This is a genomic window from Nocardia acididurans (genome assembly GCF_016741815.1).
Taxonomy (GTDB): domain Bacteria; phylum Actinomycetota; class Actinomycetes; order Mycobacteriales; family Mycobacteriaceae; genus Nocardia; species Nocardia acididurans.
Map to the genome: position 1 here is coordinate 31,530 of NZ_JAERRJ010000013.1, position 18,296 is coordinate 49,825.

The 18,296-nt window shown below is 69.9% G+C and carries 13 protein-coding genes; 8 read left to right on the forward strand and 5 right to left on the reverse strand.

Features of this window, described 5'->3' with window-relative positions; genetic code table 11:
• The first annotated feature begins 107 nt into the window (after positions 1-107).
• The 4 genes from infB to JK358_RS30485 all read left to right on the forward strand — a co-directional run bounded on the left by infB (position 108) and on the right by JK358_RS30485 (position 5,119).
• Positions 108-3,206 (forward strand): translation initiation factor IF-2, encoded by a 3,099-nt coding sequence (infB, locus tag JK358_RS30470; RefSeq protein WP_201954522.1) that lies wholly within the window; start codon positions 108-110, stop codon positions 3,204-3,206.
• A gap of 111 nt (positions 3,207-3,317) precedes the next feature.
• Positions 3,318-3,608 (forward strand): DUF503 domain-containing protein, encoded by a 291-nt coding sequence (locus tag JK358_RS30475; protein ID WP_201954847.1) that lies wholly within the window; start codon positions 3,318-3,320, stop codon positions 3,606-3,608.
• Positions 3,609-3,632: 24 nt separating this feature from the next.
• A complete protein-coding gene (gene rbfA / locus JK358_RS30480; protein WP_201954524.1) occupies positions 3,633-4,082 on the forward strand; it encodes a 30S ribosome-binding factor RbfA in 450 nt (149 codons plus the stop codon).
• A 32-nt stretch (positions 4,083-4,114) separates the two neighbouring features.
• Positions 4,115-5,119 (forward strand): DHH family phosphoesterase, encoded by a 1,005-nt coding sequence (locus tag JK358_RS30485; RefSeq protein ID WP_307817811.1) that lies wholly within the window; start codon positions 4,115-4,117, stop codon positions 5,117-5,119.
• Positions 5,120-5,266: 147 nt separating this feature from the next.
• Here the strand turns inward: JK358_RS30485 and JK358_RS30490 are convergent, their stop codons facing one another.
• Positions 5,267-6,859, reverse strand: coding sequence for a mucoidy inhibitor MuiA family protein (locus JK358_RS30490; RefSeq protein ID WP_201954526.1), 1,593 nt, complete (start codon positions 6,857-6,859; stop codon positions 5,267-5,269).
• 322 nt (positions 6,860-7,181) lie between these two features.
• Here JK358_RS30490 and JK358_RS30495 point away from each other — a divergent pair, with 322 nt between their 5' ends.
• Both JK358_RS30495 and JK358_RS30500 read left to right on the forward strand, forming a co-directional pair.
• On the forward strand, positions 7,182-7,943 hold the full coding sequence (locus JK358_RS30495) for a 3-hydroxyacyl-CoA dehydrogenase (RefSeq protein ID WP_201954849.1): 762 nt from the start codon (positions 7,182-7,184) through the stop codon (positions 7,941-7,943).
• A 101-nt stretch (positions 7,944-8,044) separates the two neighbouring features.
• Positions 8,045-8,464 (forward strand): hypothetical protein, encoded by a 420-nt coding sequence (locus JK358_RS30500; protein ID WP_201954528.1) that lies wholly within the window; start codon positions 8,045-8,047, stop codon positions 8,462-8,464.
• A 49-nt stretch (positions 8,465-8,513) separates the two neighbouring features.
• On the opposite strand, the gene JK358_RS30505 is transcribed toward JK358_RS30500, so the two are convergent.
• Complete coding sequence (locus JK358_RS30505; protein WP_201954530.1) at positions 8,514-10,301, reverse strand: outer membrane protein assembly factor BamB family protein; 1,788 nt, start codon at positions 10,299-10,301, stop codon at positions 8,514-8,516.
• 305 nt (positions 10,302-10,606) lie between these two features.
• On the opposite strand from JK358_RS30505, the gene car reads away from it, so the two are divergent.
• Complete coding sequence (gene car / locus JK358_RS30510; RefSeq protein ID WP_201954850.1) at positions 10,607-14,137, forward strand: carboxylic acid reductase; 3,531 nt, start codon at positions 10,607-10,609, stop codon at positions 14,135-14,137.
• Positions 14,138-14,358: 221 nt separating this feature from the next.
• Positions 14,359-15,684, forward strand: a complete 1,326-nt coding sequence (locus tag JK358_RS30515) for an MATE family efflux transporter (RefSeq protein ID WP_201954851.1) — start codon at positions 14,359-14,361, stop codon at positions 15,682-15,684.
• On the opposite strand, the gene JK358_RS30520 is transcribed toward JK358_RS30515, so the two are convergent.
• From JK358_RS30520 to grpE, 3 genes are read right to left on the reverse strand one after another with little or no spacing between them, the layout of a single operon-like run.
• On the reverse strand, positions 15,681-16,820 hold the full coding sequence (locus JK358_RS30520; RefSeq protein ID WP_201954533.1) for a 3-ketosteroid-9-alpha-monooxygenase, oxygenase component: 1,140 nt from the start codon (positions 16,818-16,820) through the stop codon (positions 15,681-15,683). The two genes, JK358_RS30515 and JK358_RS30520, sit on opposite strands and share 4 nt — an antisense overlap.
• The gene (locus JK358_RS30525; RefSeq protein ID WP_201954534.1) at positions 16,817-17,605 is read right to left on the reverse strand and encodes an SDR family NAD(P)-dependent oxidoreductase; all 789 of its coding nucleotides are present in this window, start codon (positions 17,603-17,605) and stop codon (positions 16,817-16,819) included. The genes JK358_RS30520 and JK358_RS30525 overlap by 4 nt, the downstream gene beginning before the upstream one ends.
• A gap of 45 nt (positions 17,606-17,650) precedes the next feature.
• The gene (grpE, locus tag JK358_RS30530; RefSeq protein ID WP_201954536.1) at positions 17,651-18,247 is read right to left on the reverse strand and encodes a nucleotide exchange factor GrpE; all 597 of its coding nucleotides are present in this window, start codon (positions 18,245-18,247) and stop codon (positions 17,651-17,653) included.
• Positions 18,248-18,296: the final 49 nt, after the last annotated feature.

Consider the following 18,296-nt stretch of genomic DNA (forward strand, 5'->3'; position numbering starts at 1 on the left):
ACCGTGAAGTCCAAGCGATGATCGGCCATCGAAATTAGTCGAGGTCGTGCGGGTCGCCCTTCTTCCAGGAAGGGACGCCACGCTCGACCTCATCAGTGAGGAGAGCAGTGGCAGGCAAGGCCCGCGTGCACGAGTTGGCCAAAGAACTCGGTGTCACGAGCAAGGAACTACTCGCACGGCTCAAGGAGCAGGGCGAGTTCGTGAAGTCGGCGTCCTCGACGGTGGAAGCACCCGTCGCACGCCGTCTGCGTGAGTCGTTCGCCCCGAAGAGTGCCCCCGCGAACGGCACCAGCAAGTCCGCCAAGCCCGGCGACGCCCCCCGTCCGGCCGCCAAGCCGACGCCCGGCGCGAGCTCGGGTCCCCGTCCGGGTCAGCCCGGACCCCGTCCGTCCGCCCCGGCCCCGGCAGCTCCGGCTCCGCGTCCGGCGGCTCCGGCCCCGCAGGAGCCGGTGGCTCCCGCGGCGCGCGTCGAGGCTCCGGCCGCGCGTCCGACCCCCGGTGCCAAGCCGGGTCCGGCCGCCAAGCCCGCGCCCCGTCCCGTGGCCGAAACCCCCGCTGCCCCAGCGGCTTCCGCTGCTCCAGCGGCTCCTGCCGCGCCCGCTCCGGGTGCGTCGCGTCCGAACCAGGGCCAGGGTGGCCCGCGTCCGGGCCAGCAGCAGGGTCCGCGTCCGGGCGGCCAGCCCCAGGGTGGCGCGACCCCGTCCGCCGCACCGCGTCCGGCCGGCCCGAAGCCGGGTCCGAAGACGCCGCGCGTCGGCAACAATCCGTTCAGCTCGGCCCCCGAGCAGCCGCGCGCCCCGCGTCCGGCTCCGGGCCCGCGTCCCGGTCCGGCCCAGGGTGGCCCGCGTCCGGGTCCCGGCCAGGATCGTGGCCCGCGTCCGGGTCAGGATCGCGGTCCGCGTCCCGCGCCCGGTCAGGGCGGTCCCCGTCCGGGTCCGGGCCAGGCAGGCCCGCGTCCGGGTGGCGCTCAGGGCGGTCCCCGTCCGGGTGGCCCGCGTCCGAGCCCCGGCTCGATGCCTCCGCGCCCGAATCCGGGTGCCATGCCCTCGCGTGCCGCGCGTCCGGGTCCGGGCCAGGGTGGCCCGCGTCCGGGTCAGGGTCCGCGTCCCGGTGGTGCCGGTCGTCCGGCCGGTGCCGGTGGCGGCGGTCCCTACCGCGGTGGCGGTGGCGGCGCTCCGGGCGCCGGTGCGGGTGCCGGTGCCGGTGGCGGCGCCGCGGGTGGTTTCCGCGGTCGTCCCGGTGGCGGTGGCGGCGGTGGCCGTCCCGGTTCGGGTGGCGGTCGCGGCGGTGCCGCGGGTGCCTTCGGACGTCCGGGTGGCGCGCCCCGCAAGGGTCGTAAGTCGAAGCGGGCGAAGCGCGCCGAGTACGAGTCGATGCAGGCTCCGATCGCCGGTGGCGTGCGGCTGCCGCGCGGCAACGGCGAGATCATCCGTCTCGCCCGTGGTGCCTCGCTGTCCGATTTCGCCGAGAAGATCGGCGCCAACCCGGCTTCGCTGGTGCAGGCGCTGTTCAACCTCGGTGAGATGGTCACGGCCACCCAGTCGGTGAACGAGGAGACCCTCGAGCTGCTGGGCGGCGAGATGAACTACGTCGTGCACGTGGTCTCGCCCGAGGACGAGGACCGCGAGCTGCTCGCCAACTTCGACCTCACCTACGGCGAGGACGAGGGCGACGAGGACGACCTGCAGGTGCGTCCGCCGGTCGTGACCGTCATGGGTCACGTCGACCACGGTAAGACCCGACTGCTGGACACCATCCGTAAGGCGAACGTCCGTGAGGGCGAGGCCGGCGGCATCACCCAGCACATCGGCGCCTACCAGGTGCTGGCGAACGTGAACGGCGACGAGCGTCTGATCACCTTCATCGACACCCCCGGTCACGAGGCGTTCACCGCCATGCGTGCCCGTGGTGCGAAGGCCACCGATATCGCGATCCTCGTGGTCGCGGCCGACGACGGCGTCATGCCGCAGACGGTGGAGGCCATCAACCACGCGCAGGCCGCGGACGTGCCGATTGTGGTGGCGGTCAACAAGATCGACAAGGAAGGCGCGAATCCGCAGAAGATTCGCCAGCAGCTGACCGAATACGGTCTGGTCGCCGAGGAGTACGGCGGCGAGACCATGTTCGTCGACATCTCGGCCAAGCAGGGCACCAATATCGAGTCGCTGCTCGAGGCTGTCGTCCTGACCGCCGACGCGGCACTGGATCTGCGGGCGAACCCCGACATGGACGCGCAGGGTGTGGCGATCGAAGCCCACCTCGACCGCGGCCGTGGCCCGGTGGCCACCGTCCTCATCCAGCGCGGCACCCTGCGGGTCGGCGACTCGATCGTGGCGGGCGACGCCTACGGTCGCGTGCGCCGCATGGTCGACGAGCACGGCGACGACGTCGAGGCGGCGCTGCCGTCGCGGCCCGTCCAGGTCATCGGCTTCACGTCGGTGCCCGGCGCCGGTGACAACCTGCTGGTGGTGGAGGAAGACCGCATCGCGCGTCAGATCGCCGACCGCCGCAACGCTCGCAAGCGCAACGCCCTGGCCGCGCGCAGCCGCAAGCGGATCTCCCTGGAAGATCTGGATGCCGCCCTGAAGGAGACCTCGGAGCTGAACCTGATCCTCAAGGGCGATAACTCCGGTACGGTCGAAGCCCTCGAAGAGGCCCTGCTGGGCATCGATGTGGGCGACGAGGTGCGCCTGCGCGTCATCGACCGCGGTGTCGGTGGCGTCACCGAGACCAACGTCAACCTGGCGTCGGCCTCCAACGCGATCATCATCGGCTTCAACGTCCGTGCCGAGGGCAAGGCGACCGAGCTGGCGAACCGCGAGGGCGTCGACATCCGGTACTACTCGGTCATCTACCAGGCCATCGACGAGATCGAGAAGGCCCTCAAGGGTCTGCTCAAGCCGATCTACGAAGAGGTCGAGCTGGGTCGGGCGGAAATCCGCCAGATCTTCCGCTCCTCCAAGTTCGGCAATATCGCCGGTTGCTGGGTGCTGTCGGGTTCGGTCAAGCGCAACGCGAAGGCGCGCCTGCTGCGCGACAACGTGGTGATCGCCGAGACCATGACCATCGCCTCCCTCCGTCGCGAGAAGGACGACGTCACCGAGGTCCGCGAGGGCTACGAATGCGGTTTGACGGTCACCTTCAACGACATCAAGGAAGGCGACATCATCGAGGCCTACGAGATGCGGGAAAAGCCGCGCGACTAGGTTGAGCAGTACGCGGTCCCTCCGGACCTTCGGGTCCGGAGGGACTGTGCCCCTGTTGATTCCGGGTAACTGTGCGCGCATTCCCCGGGGCGCGTTCATATGACTGAAAAGCTGTTTTTCGGAGCGCTCGAATTCGATATCTTGCTCGGTGATGTGCATTCACTGAAGGAGAAGCGCTCGGTCATCCGCCCGATCATCGCTGATCTCAAACGTTTCGACGTGAGTGTCACCGAGGGCGGGGAACACGACAGATACCGGCGTTCGTTGCTGGGTGTGGCGATAGCCAGCTACGGCATGAATCACTTGACCGAAGTGCTCGACAAGTGTGAACGACACGTCGCCAATCGTCCGGAGCTAGAGTTGCTGGCGGTACGCCGGCGCGTTTTCGGACCCGAAGACTGACGATTATGTGAGGAGGGCAGAGCCGTGGTGGATCAAGCCAGGGCACGCCGTCTCGCCAAGCGGATTTCCTCGATCGTGGCCACCGCCATCGAATACGAGATCAAGGATCCGCGGCTGAAGTTCATCACCGTCACCGACGCGAAGGTGACGGGTGATCTGCGAGAAGCGACCATCTACTACACCGTCATGGGTGAAACCATCGACGCCGAACCGGATTACGCCGAAGCCGCGGCCGGACTGAAGAAGGCCACCGGCATTCTGCGGTCCAAGGTCGGCGCGGGCACCGGGGTGAAGTTCACCCCCACCCTGGCGTTCGTCCTGGACACCGTGCCCGACGCGGCCCGCCAGATGGAGGATCTGCTGGCCCGCGCCCGCGCCTCCGACGAGCGGGTCGCCCAGGTCGCGGTGAATGCCACCTACGCTGGTGACGCCGATCCCTACAAGGCCGACTCCGACGAGGACGGCGAAGACTGACCTGGGGTCGGTGACCCGGGAGGAGAGCACCGGTGACGGAACCGGTCGATCTGGGCGCGGCGGTCGCGGTGCTCGACAACGCCCAGTCGGTGACGGTGCTCTGCCATGTGCAGCCCGACGCCGACACCATCGGCAGCGGCCTGGCCCTGGCCCAGGTGCTGCATCGGCGCGGGGTGCCCGTCCGGGTGTCCTTCGCCGAACCCGCCGAACTCCCGGCCTCCATGCGCTCGCTGCCCGGCATCGAATTCCTGGTGCCGGCCGGTGCGGTGCCCGCCACCGTCGACGTCCTGGTTGCCGTCGACTGCGGCAGCGCCGGACGGCTCGGCTCGCTGCGTGACCGCCTCGACGGCGCTCGCACCACCCTGGTCCTCGACCACCATCGGTCCAACACCCGCTTCGGCATGGTCAATGTGATCGACGAATCAGCCGAATCCACAGCGGGTCTGGTGGCGCGCATCCTCGACGCCTGGGGTGAACCCATCGATCGCGGTGTGGCGCACTGCCTGTACGCGGGCCTGGTCACCGATACCGGCTCCTTCAAATGGGCGCGCCCCGGCTCACACGCCCTGGCCGAACGCCTGCTGGCCACCGGCATCGACGGCGCCACCATCACCCGCACGCTCATGGACACCCACCCCTTCGGCTGGTTGCCCATGCTCTCGCGTGTCCTGGCCACGGCGCAGCTCGAGCGCACCGCCGCCGGGGGAGCGGGACTCGTCTACGTCTTCGTGCGGCAGGCGGATGTGAACGGCGTGCGCTCCGAGGAGGTGGAGAGCGTCGTGGATATCGTGCGCACCACCGCCGAGGCCCAGATTGCCGCTGTCTTCAAGGAATCCCGCACCGAGTCCGGGCACTGGACGGTCTCGCTGCGCTCCCACGATGCCGCCGACGGCACGCCGGGCGTGGATGTGGCCGGGGTGGCCGCAGCGCTCGGCGGCGGCGGACATCGTTATGCGGCAGGCTATTCCGCCACCGGTGCGCCGGAGCCGCTCATTGCCGCCCTGCTCGCGGAACTCGGTTCACCCGCCGGGGCGTAGTTCTCCGACGCGGGCGAGGCCGGGCGCGAACGTACGCATCCTGTCGGCTTCGGGACTACCGGTGGCGTGGAATCCGCTCCGCGCCACCGGATGTCGCGTACTCACGCCACCGGATGTCGCGTACTCACGCCACCGGATGTCGCGTACTCAGTCGTGCAGGCCGTGGATGGTGACGCCCTTGGCGGCTTCGACGCGGTAGCCGAAGGTGATCACGGCCTCGGCCTGCGGATCGAGGTGGGCCTTCCAGGTGACGATGCCCATCTCGTCGCGTTCGGCGGGGTCGGGTTTGGCGGTGGTCTCCTTGACCGTGATGGCGGCGTCGCGGGCGACCGGGAGGCGGTCGAGGACGGTGACGTCGGCGGGGCGCTTGCCGTGGTTGCTGACGGTGATCGTGTATTCCAGTTCGGTGCGCCGGTTAGAGCCGAGGGTGGCCTTGGAGGCATTGCGGCGCACCAGCTCTCGTTCGACGCGGATGCGATCGTCGACGCCGAGGGCCAGTTCTCGTTCCTCACCGGGCGCCCAGATGTCGAGATCGGTGGCGCCGACGAATTCGGCCTCGTGGAACAGTGACGCGCGCCCCGCCGGGAGGGTGTGCTCGGAGTTGTTCTTCGCGGTGGCGCGCAGCACCGCCTCGGGGGAACGGACCGGTGCGGTGACGTGGTCCAGGTGGACTTCGAGGTCCAGTGCGGTGATGACGGTGCGGTGCGCGCTGCCGTCGGAGGCCACCGCGATCGGGCGCAGGGGCGTATAGGTGGCGGCGGTGGCGCCCTGCTCGACGGCGGCGACGGATTCCCGTACCGGCGGCGGGGCGGCGGCCGGAGCCATAGCGGCGGGGGCGGGCATCGCGCGCATGGCGTCCATCGCGAAATCGGCTGTGTCCTCGGAGCGTTCGGCGGCCGCACCGTAGGCGCCCGCCACGGACCTGCGGGCGCGGGCCTTCGGGCGGGGTGCTTCGGCGCTGACGAACCAGGGCGCCAGCTCCGGCACCTCCAGCCCCTGGGCGGGGCGGGCCGTGGACAGCTGCAGACGGCATTCCGGCCAATCCTCGCCGGTGTGCTGACGCACCAGCCCGAACCAGCGCAGTGCGAGCGCGTCGTCGGTGAGCCGCAGGTCGTAGCTGCTGTGCCAGCTCGCGGCCGGGACCATGTAGGAGACTTCCAGATTCGCGTCGGTGTTCTGGGTGGCCTCGACGGTGACGACTACCGCGAGGACATCGGCGCGGGTTTTGCCGCGCAGGTCGGCCAGCCGCCGCGCGATGGCCTGCTGCTCACGAATATGCTCCTGCCGCAACCATTCCCGCTCCCGGCGGGCGGTGTGCACGTTCGCGTACTGGGAGTCGAGGCTTTCGGTGAACGCGGTGACCCGCTCCTCGCCCGCCTTGGCCAGGGCCTCGGCGGAGCGCCGCGCGAGCCGTTCCAGGAAGACGATGCGTGCGTCCGCCGCGCGGTCGGCATCGCCGAGTTCGGCCAGCGCGTCGGCCAGTTCGCGGTTGCGGGCCTCGAGTTCGGTGACCTCTTCGTCGTGCGATTCGGTGTGCCGTTCGGTGACGACGTCCACGCCGAGAACCGTCAGCTCACCGTGTCCCGCGACCCGTACCGAATCGTGCACCAGCCCGAAAGGCAGTGGCGCCACCCGGATTCGATGCTCACCGGCGGTGAGCTCCGCCGTGCCCGAGCGGGTGACCCGCGCCCGGTCGGGATAGACGGTGACCGCGGTGATGGACGTGTCGAGTGTCGTCATGCGAACCAGCCTGCCTCGAGTCGGGCGATCGGGCTCGTGAGATGCGCCGGATCTCGCACCCGCGTCGGCGAGCCGCCCGTCCTACGGCGTGGTGCCGCAGGTCTTCCGACTGCCGATCGGCTGTGCGCGGATCTCACCGGAACGCGGGGTGGCCGGGCGGCCGCGGACTTCGTCCCGGCCCGGGGGTGCTCGCCGGCCTTTGCCGGAGCGGTCGGGTTGGACACAGTGCCCGTCGGCTTTGTGAGAGTGCACGTTGCCGGTTCGCCGGGGGCTTGCTGACATGGAGGGCGCTGCCGTGAACTATCGGAAGGACGCAGCCCTCATGCAGATTCGCGACCATGTCGCCCTCGTCACCGGCGCCGCCTCGGGGCTGGGCCTCGCTACGGCACGCCGCCTGCTCGCCGATGGTGCGAAGGTGGTGCTGCTGGATTTGGCGGACTCCGACGGTGCGGAGGTCGCCGCGGAACTCGGTGACAGCGCGGTGTTCGCGCCCGCCGATGTCACCGAGGAGGACGAGGTGGCCGCGGCGTTCGATCTCGCCGATTCGCTGGGCGCCCTGCGCGCGGTGGTGAACTGCGCGGGCATCGGGCTGCCGGGCCGAATCCTCAATGGCGACAAGGTGGTTCCGCTGCACGCCTTCCAGGTGGTAGTGGATGTGAACCTGATCGGATCGTTCAATGTGCTGCGGCTGGGCGCACAGCGCATGGCGCGCACGGAAGCGCTCGGCGGTGAACGCGGCGTCATCGTCAATACGGCCTCGGTGGCCGCATTCGACGGGCAGATCGGGCAAGCCGCCTATTCGGCGTCGAAGGCCGCCATCGCCGGTATGACCCTGCCGCTGGCCCGCGATCTCGCCGAACATCTGATCCGTGTGGTCACCGTCGCCCCCGGCATGTTCGACACCCCGCTGCTGGCCGCCCTCCCACAGCAGGCGCGCGAATCCCTGGAGGAGCAGGTCCCGCATCCTCGCCGGCTGGGCGACCCCGCCGAATTCGCCGACCTGGTCGCGCATATCGTGGCCAACCCCATGCTGAACGGCGAGGTGATCCGTCTCGACGGCGCGATCCGCATGGCTCCGCGCTGAATCCGATCGGCGCATGCGGAACGATCCTGTGTCCCGGCACGTCACGGCACGGCCCCCGCGCCCGGCGCCCACCTGTGTCCCGCATCTGGAACACTTTCAGTGTGAGTGAGCGGATGGAACGGTTCCTGGCGTGGCGGGACCGGGTGGCCGGCGGTGACAGTGAGCGCGCGATCGCGGCGCGTATGGGCATCGGCAACAACCGGGTAGGCCGCCACCTGCGGGAAAGTGATCCGCCCGTCGCCGAAACCGTCATCGACTTCGCCCGCGCCTACGGCGTCAACCCGGTCGACGGCCTGGTCGCCGCCGGCCTCATCCAGCAGGACGAAGCCCTGCGCGCCGCCGCCAGCGACCCCCTGCGCGCCGCCTCCCAGCTGCAGCTTCTCGACGAGCTCACCCGCCGTGAGAAGGAACGCCTGCGCGGCCCGCTGAGCACGCACGATCCGGAGCACTCCGCGGAAACGTCGCCGGGCCGCCGCCGCTTCCGCCGCGACACGACAGTCGGGAAGGGGCTGCTGACCTGAGCGCGGTGCGCTCCGGCCGCAGCTCCCGCCGAAGGTTCGGGGCCGGCCGCTAGCCGGCTGGGCGGAAGCCGATCAGCTCGAGCTCCTGCCCGTCGTCGCAGTAGCCGAGGATCACACCGGGAGCCGGGACGAGTCCACTGGTCCGGCAGTACCCGGCCGTCTCCAGGAGCGGCTGTGGCTGCGACGGCGCGCCGTCCGTGCGACTCCACGCCCGGATCTCGTCTCGGCCGTCCCCTGATGCGACCGTGTCGTTCGATGCCACCTGCACGATCTGCGTGCCCAGGAGGGCGATGTCGGTGTAGGCCAGGGTGCTCGGCAGGTCGGGGAGCTCGTACTTCGCCACGCCCGTGGTTCGATTCACCACGACATCGCGGGCACCGGCTCCCCGAACCCATTCGCGCGCAACCGCATCCGTGGTCTGCGGGTCGACGGCACCATAGCTGTCGACCCACTCGATCGGCGGGGCGGTGGCGAGCTCTCCGGGTGCGCCGATGACGAGCATGGTGGGGGTGGGCAGATTCCATTCGATCGCGACACCGGTGCGCAGCGGCTTCAGGTCGGCGGAGAATCTCGCCGTGCTGGTCTCCGCTGCCCGGGGAATCTCACGCCGTGCCACGACGGCCCCGGTGCGGGCGTCCAAAGCTGTTATCGCAGCGGATGGTTCGGCACTGTATCCGCACCAGTCGAAGGTGTAGACGGTGGTGGCCGTGACCACGGGCCGCACCCGGTGCGGCTGATGCGCGGCGCACTCGACTGCGGGCTCGGCGGTCCATGCCAGCGCGCCGGTGCGCGGGTCGTAGCCGCGCAACTGATCCCGCCAATCGAGGACCAGCGCGGCGCCGTCGAGCGACTGCGTTCCCAGCTGCTCGTAGGCGCCCGCGTCGATGCCGAAATCCGAATTCCGCCAGAGGATTTCGCCGGTGACGGCATCGAAGGCGATCCATCCGGCGCGCCGCCACTGCGCGAGGATCACGCTGCCGCCGTCGATGGATGTCAGCGACCGTTCGATGTAGCCGCCGCCGATCGGCCTGCCGTCGTCGCCGGTCCGCCGCAGGTAGTGCCAGGTCGGTGCGCCGGTGGCGCCGTCGTAGGCGGTGATCCCTGCCACGGAGCTGACGACGAATCCGGTTCCCGCCGTGGTGAAGTCGCCGAAGAAGGTTTGTCCTCCGGCCCGGCCGGTCGCCGGGACCGATAGTCGATACTGCTCTACGCCGAGACGATCCGGTACCGCGGGTACGGCGACCCGCGCCGCGGTGACATGGTCGAGGTTGCGCCGATCGTCCCCCAGGTACTCGGTGCCGACGGCGACCGCGCCCGAGACGACCAGTCCGGCGACAACCGCCACGGTGGCCGTGCGCCGGGGGATGCGGGCGAAAGCCGAAGGCTCCCCGGCGAGCCGGAGTACCAGCACGCCGCCGAGCGTCACGAGGACGCCTGCGGCGATGGCCGCGGGCAGGGCCGCGAACCAGGGGTGGTCGGTGCGCAACTCGTCCCAGGCCCAGGGCAGCCGATATTTCACCGCCAGGTACGGGAAGGTGAGAAGACCGCCCGCGCCGACCAATCCGACGATCGGTCCCCAGTCCCGGTAGCTGCCGTGGGGTGCCGCCAGGAGCACCGCGGCACAGACGATCAGCAGGAGCGCACCGGCCACCAGGGCGGCGGTGGCGAGCGTCTCCGGCAGGGCGGACAGATCGACGGACGGGCGGTCGGTGAGCCAGCCCTTCGTCCGCATCGACGCGCCGTCGAGCGGCCGTGATTCGGCGTACCAGCGGCTGTAGGCCGCGAGGAGCATGCCGCCCGCGACCAGCCCGGCGCCGAGCGCCCCCGCTGTCGGCACCCGTCGACGTGGAGCCCGTGCGGGCTCCGCTGAGTCTGTCGCGTCACTGGTCGCTGTGGCGTCGTCCGCTGTAGCGGGCACGCTCTCACCCCTCCCGAGCTGGCCTGTTGCCGATCGAACGTCGAGCCTAGTGGTGGGTGGTCCGCGTGCTGCGGCGGGGCGGGTGGCCGGAGATCTCTTGACAGCGGGGTGGTTCGAGGTCGACCTTGAGATAGTTGGCATAGGTAAGTTAATTGGGCAGTGTGGCCGGGTGGCAGGTGGGTTCGGCTGTCACGGGCGATATCGGTCCAGGAAGGCCGGTCGTGGTGCGGGAATCGCGGACTGTGGGGCGTGAACGGCGGATTGCGGCCGCTCTGGCCGAGGAGCAGGTGCGGGCGACACTGTCCGAACCCGCTGTGGCCGAGGCGGTGCGGCGGCCGGGGTTGCGGCTCGGGCAGATCGTGGACACCGTCCTGACCGGGTACGCGGAGCGGCCGGCGCTGGCCTGGCACGCGGCGGAGACGGCGATGGACGGTGCGGGCGGCAGGGTGCGTCGGCTGCTGCCCGAGTTCGAGACGATGACCTACGGTGCGCTGCGGTCACGGGTGAGTGCGCTGGCCGCGGTGTGGGCCGACCTCGGCGACCCGCTCGCGGGAGGGGACGAACCGGCGGACCGCGCGCGGCGCGGTGCGGTGTCTCCGGGGGAGTTCGTGTGCACCCTGGGCTTTTCCAGCCCGGACTATGTGACCGTCGATCTGGCGTGCGCGCGCGTTGGCGCCGTGGCGGTGCCGCTGCAGCACAGTGCCGGTGTGGCGCAGTGGGTTTCGATCATCGCCGAGACCGAGCCCCGGGTGCTGGCCACCGGTCTGGAGCTGCTGGATCCCGCGGTGACGGCGGTGCTCGACGGGTTCATGCCCGACCGCGTGCTGGTGTTCGATTTCCATCCGGAGGTCGACTCGCACAGAGCCGCACTGGAATCCGCGCGGCAGCGGCTGGCGGGGACCGGGGTGGTGGTGGAGACGCTGGGGGAGGTGCTGGAGCGTGGGCGGGCCTTGCCGGAGCCGCCGGTGTACGTGCCCACCGAGGATGCGCTGGCGCTGCTCGTCTACACCTCGGGGAGCACCGGGACGCCCAAGGGCGCGATGTACACCGATCGGCTGGCGGCGGCCTTCTGGCTGGCGGCGGTCGGGATCCGGGTTCCCGCAATCACTCTCAACTACATGCCGCTCAGCCATGTGGCCGGCCGGCTCACCCTGTACGGGACGCTGGTGCGGGGCGGGACGGCGTACTTCGCGGGCGGCAGCGATATGTCCACGCTGTTCGAGGACTTCGCGCTGGTGCGGCCCACCGAGCTGGTGTTCGTGCCGCGCGTGTGCGAGATGGTGTTCCAGCGGCAGCTGAGCGAGGTGGACCGCCGTGTGGTCGCGGGGGAGGACCGCGAGCGGGCCACGGCGGCGGTGGAAGCCGAACTGCGGGATGGTCTTTTCGGCGGCCGGTACCTCACGGCGCTGTGCGCCAGCGCCCCGCTCTCGGCGGAGATGAAGGCGTTCGTGGAATCCGCGCTGGAGGTGGAGCTGCACGACGGCTACGGCTCCACCGAGGCGGGCGGCGGGGTGCTCATGGACAATCGGGTGCGCCGCCCACCGGTGCTCGAATACCGGCTGGCCGATGTGCCGGAGCTCGGATACTTCCGCACCGACAAGCCTTATCCGCGTGGGGAATTGCTGCTGAAGACCACGACCATGTTCCCGGGCTACTACAGGCGGCCCGAGATCACGGCGGAGATGTTCGACGCGGACGGGTTCTATCGCACCGGTGATGTGGTGGCCGAACTGGAGCCGGATCACCTGGTGTACGTGGATCGCCGCAACAATGTGCTCAAGCTGTCGCAGGGTGAATTCGTGACGGTGGCCAAGCTGGAGGCGGTCTTCGGAACCAGCGAGCTGATCCGGCAGATCTTCGTGCACGGATCGGGCGAGCGGGCCTACCTGCTCGCGGTGATCGTCCCGGTGGCGAGCGCCGCGGGGATGGATCCCGTGGAACTGAAAGCGGCACTGACGGATTCCCTGCGGCGCATCGCCCGCGATGCCGGCCTCGAATCCTATGAACTGCCTCGTGATTTCCTGATCGAGACCGAACCGTTCACGGTGGACGACGGCCTGCTGTCGGGAATCGGAAAACTGCTGCGGCCCAACCTGACCGCCCGCTACGGCGCCCGGCTGGAACAGCTCTACGCCGACCTGGCCCGGCAGCAGGGCGACGAACTGCTCGCCCTGCGCCGCGCGGCTGCCGACCTGCCGGTGCTGGAGTCGGTGAGCCGGGCCGCGCGGGCGGTACTCGGCTGCGCCGCAACCGATCTGCGGCCGGACGCGCACTTCGCCGACCTGGGCGGTGATTCGCTGTCGGCTCTGTCGTATGCGACGCTGCTGCGCGAGATCCTCGGCGTGGACGTGCCGGTCGCCGTGATCGTCGGCCCCGCAACCGATCTGGCGGCCATCGCCGCGCACATCGTCGCCGCGCGCGAGTCGGACGGCCGGCGGCCGACGTCGGCAGCGATCCACGGGGACGGGCGGGTGCTGCGCGCCCGCGATCTCACCCTGGACCGGTTCCTCGATGCGGACACCCTGGCCGCCGCCGCGGCGCTGCCCTCGGCCCCGCAGCCGCCGCGCACCGTGCTGCTGACCGGAGCCAACGGATACCTCGGCCGCTTCCTGTGCCTGGAATGGCTGCGGCGGCTGCGTGATTCGAACGGCACCCTGATCTGCCTGGTGCGCGGCGCCGATGCCGAGGATGCGCGCCGCCGTCTCGAGGCCGCGTTCACCGGCACGGATCCGGCGCTGCACGCGGAGTTCCAGGAATTGGCGAGGCATCGGCTGCGCGTGCTGGCCGGTGACATCGACGCCCCGAATCTGGGCCTGAGCGAGGCGGATTGGTCGGAGCTCGCCGAGACTGTCGACCTGATAGTCCATTCGGCCGCCCTGGTGAACCATGTCCTGCCGTACGAGCAGCTGTTCGGTCCCAATGTGCTCGGTACCGCGGAGATGATCAGGTTGGCGATCACCGTGCGCCGCAAGCCGATCAGTTATCTGTCGACGGTCGCGGTGGCCGCCGGGATCGATCCCGCCGAGTTCACCGAGGACGGCGACATCCGCGAGACAAGCCCCGAACGCGGTCTCGGCGACGGGTACGCCAACGGTTACGGCAACAGCAAATGGGCGGGCGAGGTGCTGCTGCGCGAAGCCCACGACCTGTGCGGCCTCCCGGTGGCGGTCTTCCGCTCCGACATGATCCTGGCGCACAGTGGTTTCGCCGGTCAGCTCAACCTGCCGGACATGTTCACCCGCCTGCTGCTCAGCGTGCTGGCGACCGGCCTCGCGCCCGGCTCGTTCTATGCCACCGACCCGGCGGGCAATCGGCAGCGCGCCCATTACGACGGTCTCCCAGCCGATTTCACCGCCGCCGCCATCACCGAGCTCGGCGTCCGGGTCACCGCCGGTTTCGAATCCTTCGATGTGCTGAACCCGCACGACGACGGCGTCTCGCTCGACGAGTTCGTGGACTGGCTGATCGACCAGGGTCACGCCATCGACCGTATCGACGACTACGCGGAGTGGCGTTCGCGTTTCGACACCGCGCTGCGCGCCCTGCCCGACCGGCAGCGTCGCAATTCCCTGCTCCCGCTGCTGCACGCGTTCCGCCGTCCGGCCCCGCCGATTCGCGGTGCGGCCCTGCCCGCCAAGAAGTTTCACGCTGCCGTGCAGCAGGCGGGTCTCGGCCCGGCGGGCGATATCCCGCATCTGTCCCCGGAGCTGATCGCCAAGTACGCCGCGGATCTGCGGCTGCACGGACTGCTGTAGCTCTTCGCCGATGGTCGGCGAACTGGCCGTTCGGATCAGCAGGCGGGCCGGTGCGCGCGCCGGGAGCGGCGCGTCGCTTGCCGAGGCGTGTCGGGCGCGTGTGTCAAGGTGGGCGAGTGCGAAGTGGTGACGAGGCGGCGGGAGCGCGGGAGCGGCCGGAGACCGGCAACGGTGCCGCGCGGGAGACCGCGACACGGACCGGGCGATCCGGCGCCGAGGACGTGGCCGACGCGGGTCCGCGCCGAATCCTCGGGATCGCGGTGCCGACCCTGGGAGTGCTGGTCGCCGAACCCGTCTACCTGCTGTTCGATATGGCTGTGGTGGGCCGCCTGGGCGCGCTCGCGCTGGCGGGGCTCGCGGTGGGCGGGCTGATCCTGGCGCAGGTGAGCACCCAGCTGACCTTCCTCAGCTACGGGACGACGGCGCGGGCGTCGCGGCGGCACGGCGCGGGGGACGAGCGCGGTGCGGTGGGGGAGGGCGTGCAGGCCAGCTGGCTCGCGATCGGTGCCGGGTTGGCGATCGTCGCGCTGCTCCAGATCTTCGCGGGCCCGGTGACCGGCGCCATTGCGGGCGGGGACGATATCGCCGGCGAGGCGCTGCCGTGGCTGCGGATCGCGCTGCTCGGCGTGCCGTTGATCCTGCTGTCCATGGCGGGTAACGGCTGGATGCGTGGCGTCCAGCAGACCCGGCGGCCTCTGCTGTATGTGATTGCGGGCCTGGCGCTTTCGGCGGTGCTGTGCCCGGTGCTGGTGCACGGCCTGCTGGGCGCGCCGCGGATGGGGCTGGAAGGTTCGGCGGTGGCCAATGTGGCCGGGCAACTGGTCAGCGGCGGGTTGTTCCTGCGCGCCCTGTTCGTGGCCGGGGTGCCGCTCGCGCCGCACCCCTCGATCATGCGGGCGCAACTGGTGCTCGGCCGGGATCTGATCGCCCGAAGTCTGGCGTTCCAAGCGTGTTTCGTATCGGCGGCCGCGGTGGCGTCGCGGTTCGGGGCGGCGTCGGTGGCGGCGCATCAGCTGGTCCTGCAGCTGTGGAACTTCCTGGCCTTGACCCTGGATTCGCTGGCGATCGCCGCCCAGACCCTGGTGGGTGCGGCGCTGGGCGCCGGAAACGCCAGGGGCGCACAGGGTCTCGCCCGCCGGATCACCTCGTGGTCGACGGTGTTCGCGCTGTTGCTGGCCGCGGCGTTCGCGGCCGGATATGCGGTGATCCCGCGGCTGTTCACCGATGATCCGGCGGTGCTCGAGCGCACCCACGTGGCGTGGTGGTTCTTCGTGGGCATCATCCCGATCGCGGGCGTGGTCTTCGCCCTCGACGGTGTACTGCTCGGTGCGGGCGACGCCGCGTTCCTGCGCAACGCCACCCTGGGTTCGGCGCTGCTGGGCTTCCTGCCCGCCATCTGGCTGTCGCTGGCCTACGACTGGGGGATCGCCGGAATCTGGTCGGGCCTGGTCGCTTTCATGGTGCTGCGCTTGATCGCGGTGTCGTGGCGGGCACTGTCCGGCCGGTGGGCGCGGGTCGGCGCGGACGTGCCCGGCCGGATGGCCTAACTCGCCTGATCGCCTGCGGCGGCGCGCTTTTCGAGGTTCTCCGCCACCTCGGCCTCCCAGTTCCGGTTGGCGTGGCTGGTGTCGACCTCGAATTCGAAGCGCGCGGTCATCTCCGGGGTGATGTCGGCGACGTCGACGTAGAACTGCTCGTACCACCGCCGCTGCTGATACACCGGCCCGTCCTCCTGCGTGAGCAGTGGATTGTCGATGCGCGTCTTGTGTTTCCAGATCTCGACATCCTGCAGGAATCCCACCCCGAAACTCTTGGCGAAGGCCTTGGCCAGTGATCCGGCCTTCTCCGGCGGCAGCCCGGGAATGCGCTGCACGCTGACACCCCACTGCAGCATGAACGAATTGTGGGTCACCGGATAATGGCAGTTGATGAGCACCACCTCCACGGTGTGCTCACCGAAGTCGTTGTGCAGGTAGTTGATCATGTAGGACGGCCCGAAATACGAAGCCTCCGAACGCAACAGCGTCATCGGCCCGGAATAGTTCGATCCGGAGTACACGTCCGGCCGTCCCTTGGACTGCAGGAACTGCGTCGCCACATGCCCCTCGAACACATTCCGGAACGAGATCGGGTAGGCGTAGTGAATGTAGAAGAAGTGCGCCATATCGACGTTGTTGTCGATGATTTCGCGGCAGTGCGCGCCTTCGATGAGCAGCTGATTCCAGCTCCAGTCGCTCCATTCGTCGGTGCCGATGCCCTCGATCTCCGGAATGGCGACCTCCGGCGGCGGTGGGTTGCCCTCCGGATCGTTCCAGACGAACAGCTGCCCATTGGTCTCGCAGGTGAGCCAGGCGCGCGTGCGCGCCAGCGGCGGCACCCGCCGCGCGTATGGGATGGCCGCGCATTTCCCGTCGCCGCGCCAGCGCCAATCATGGAACGGACAGGCGATATTGTCGTCCTTGACGCTGCCGTAGCTCAGATCCGCGCCCATGTGCCGGCAGTATCCGTCGAGTACGTGCAGCTCGCCCTTGCTGTCCGACCAGACGACGAGTTTGCCGCCGAAAGCGTTGACGGAGTGCGGTTCTCCGTCGCGGAAGGTGTCGGCCAGTCCGAGGCAGTGCCACCCGCGCGCGAATCGCGTCATGGGTTGGCCGACATCGATCATCCGGGCCTGCTGGGTCATCTGCGTCCTCCGCGATTGATGATCGGAGCCATCACGCCGGGCAGAATTCTGTTGAGCCCGATGAGAATCCGGTTGTAGGCCGGAAATGTGATGAACTGCTTGTTCTTCGACACCCCGTGCAGGATGGCGTCGGCGGCGTCGAGGGGGCGCACCTTGGCGAACGGCAGGGTGTCGATCGAGGTGCGGTAGTCGTATCCGTTGAGATTGACCGCGCTGTCGAAGATTCCGGTGTCGACGACGCCGGGCAGGACGACACTCACACGGACGCCGTAGCCGGCGGCTTCGGCGCGCAGGGAGGTACTCAGGCCCACCACGGCGTGTTTCGTGGCCGCGTAGGCGGTGGAGCGGGCGACCGGCATGACCCCGGCGCTGCTGGCGGTGTTCACGATGTGCCCGCGGCCCTGTGCGCGCATGCGGGCGTAGGCGTGCTGGGTGCCGTGGACGACGCCCCAGAAGTTGACGCCGACGATCCTGTCCCACGCGTCGGGCGTCATATCGGCGAAGTCGCCGCCGACCACGATGCCGGCATTGTTGAACATGAGATCCAGCCGGCCGTGCTCGTCGACGACCCGGTCGACCACCGCCGCCACGGCCTCCGAGTCCGAGACGTCGGCGACGATCGTCGTCACCGGACCGAGTGCGCCGGAAACCGATTCGGTGAGGCCGTGCGCGTCGCGGTCGACGGCGTAGACCGTGGCTCCGCGCGCGAGCAGTCTGGTCACGAGTGCGCGTCCGATGCCGGACGCCGCGCCCGTGACGATCGCGGTCGCGGAGTAGAACGTCATGCGCAGAGGTTAAGCATCGGCGCTTAAATCAGCAAGCGTTGAGGATTACTCCTTGTTTGCCCGATGCCGGCGCACGATGACCCGGGCCGGGCGCACCGACCGGTCGGCAATGGTGAGGCCGGGCTGCAGCACCGAATCCACCGTGCGGTCGTCGGCCGGATCCGCGGTGGCGACCACATCCGCGGCCTCCATGGTCGAGGCGTCGAAGACCACCCCGGCGGCCGGGACCACGACCTGGCCGCCGCGGCCGGTCAGCAGGCGCTCCACCCGATTGGCGAAGGTTTCGAAGGCGGCGTGCTCGGTGTCGGACTGTGCCGTCGTGGCCAGCGCCAGCGCATCGCCGTAGAGCGCGAACAATTCCACGACCAGCGGTGCGTCCGCGCCCGCCCGTTCGCGCTGCGCGCGAGCCCTGGCATCGTCGGAGAGCCGTTCGAGGGCGGCGGCCTGGCGGGCGACGATCCGGGTCAGGTCGTCGATGCGCTCGGCGACCTCGGCCGTCGTCGGTTCGGCGGGCCGCGCGAGCGTCTCGGCGGCCGACTCGGCCACTTCGGCCGGCGCGGCGGTCGCGGGCGCGGCGGCGTCGTCCGGCAACTGTCCGGCGGTGGTCTCGGAATGCCCAGTCGCTGCGGCTGATTCGGTCATGCTCGCACGATAGTCCCGGGTGTCCGTGGCGGCTGATACGATCGCCGAC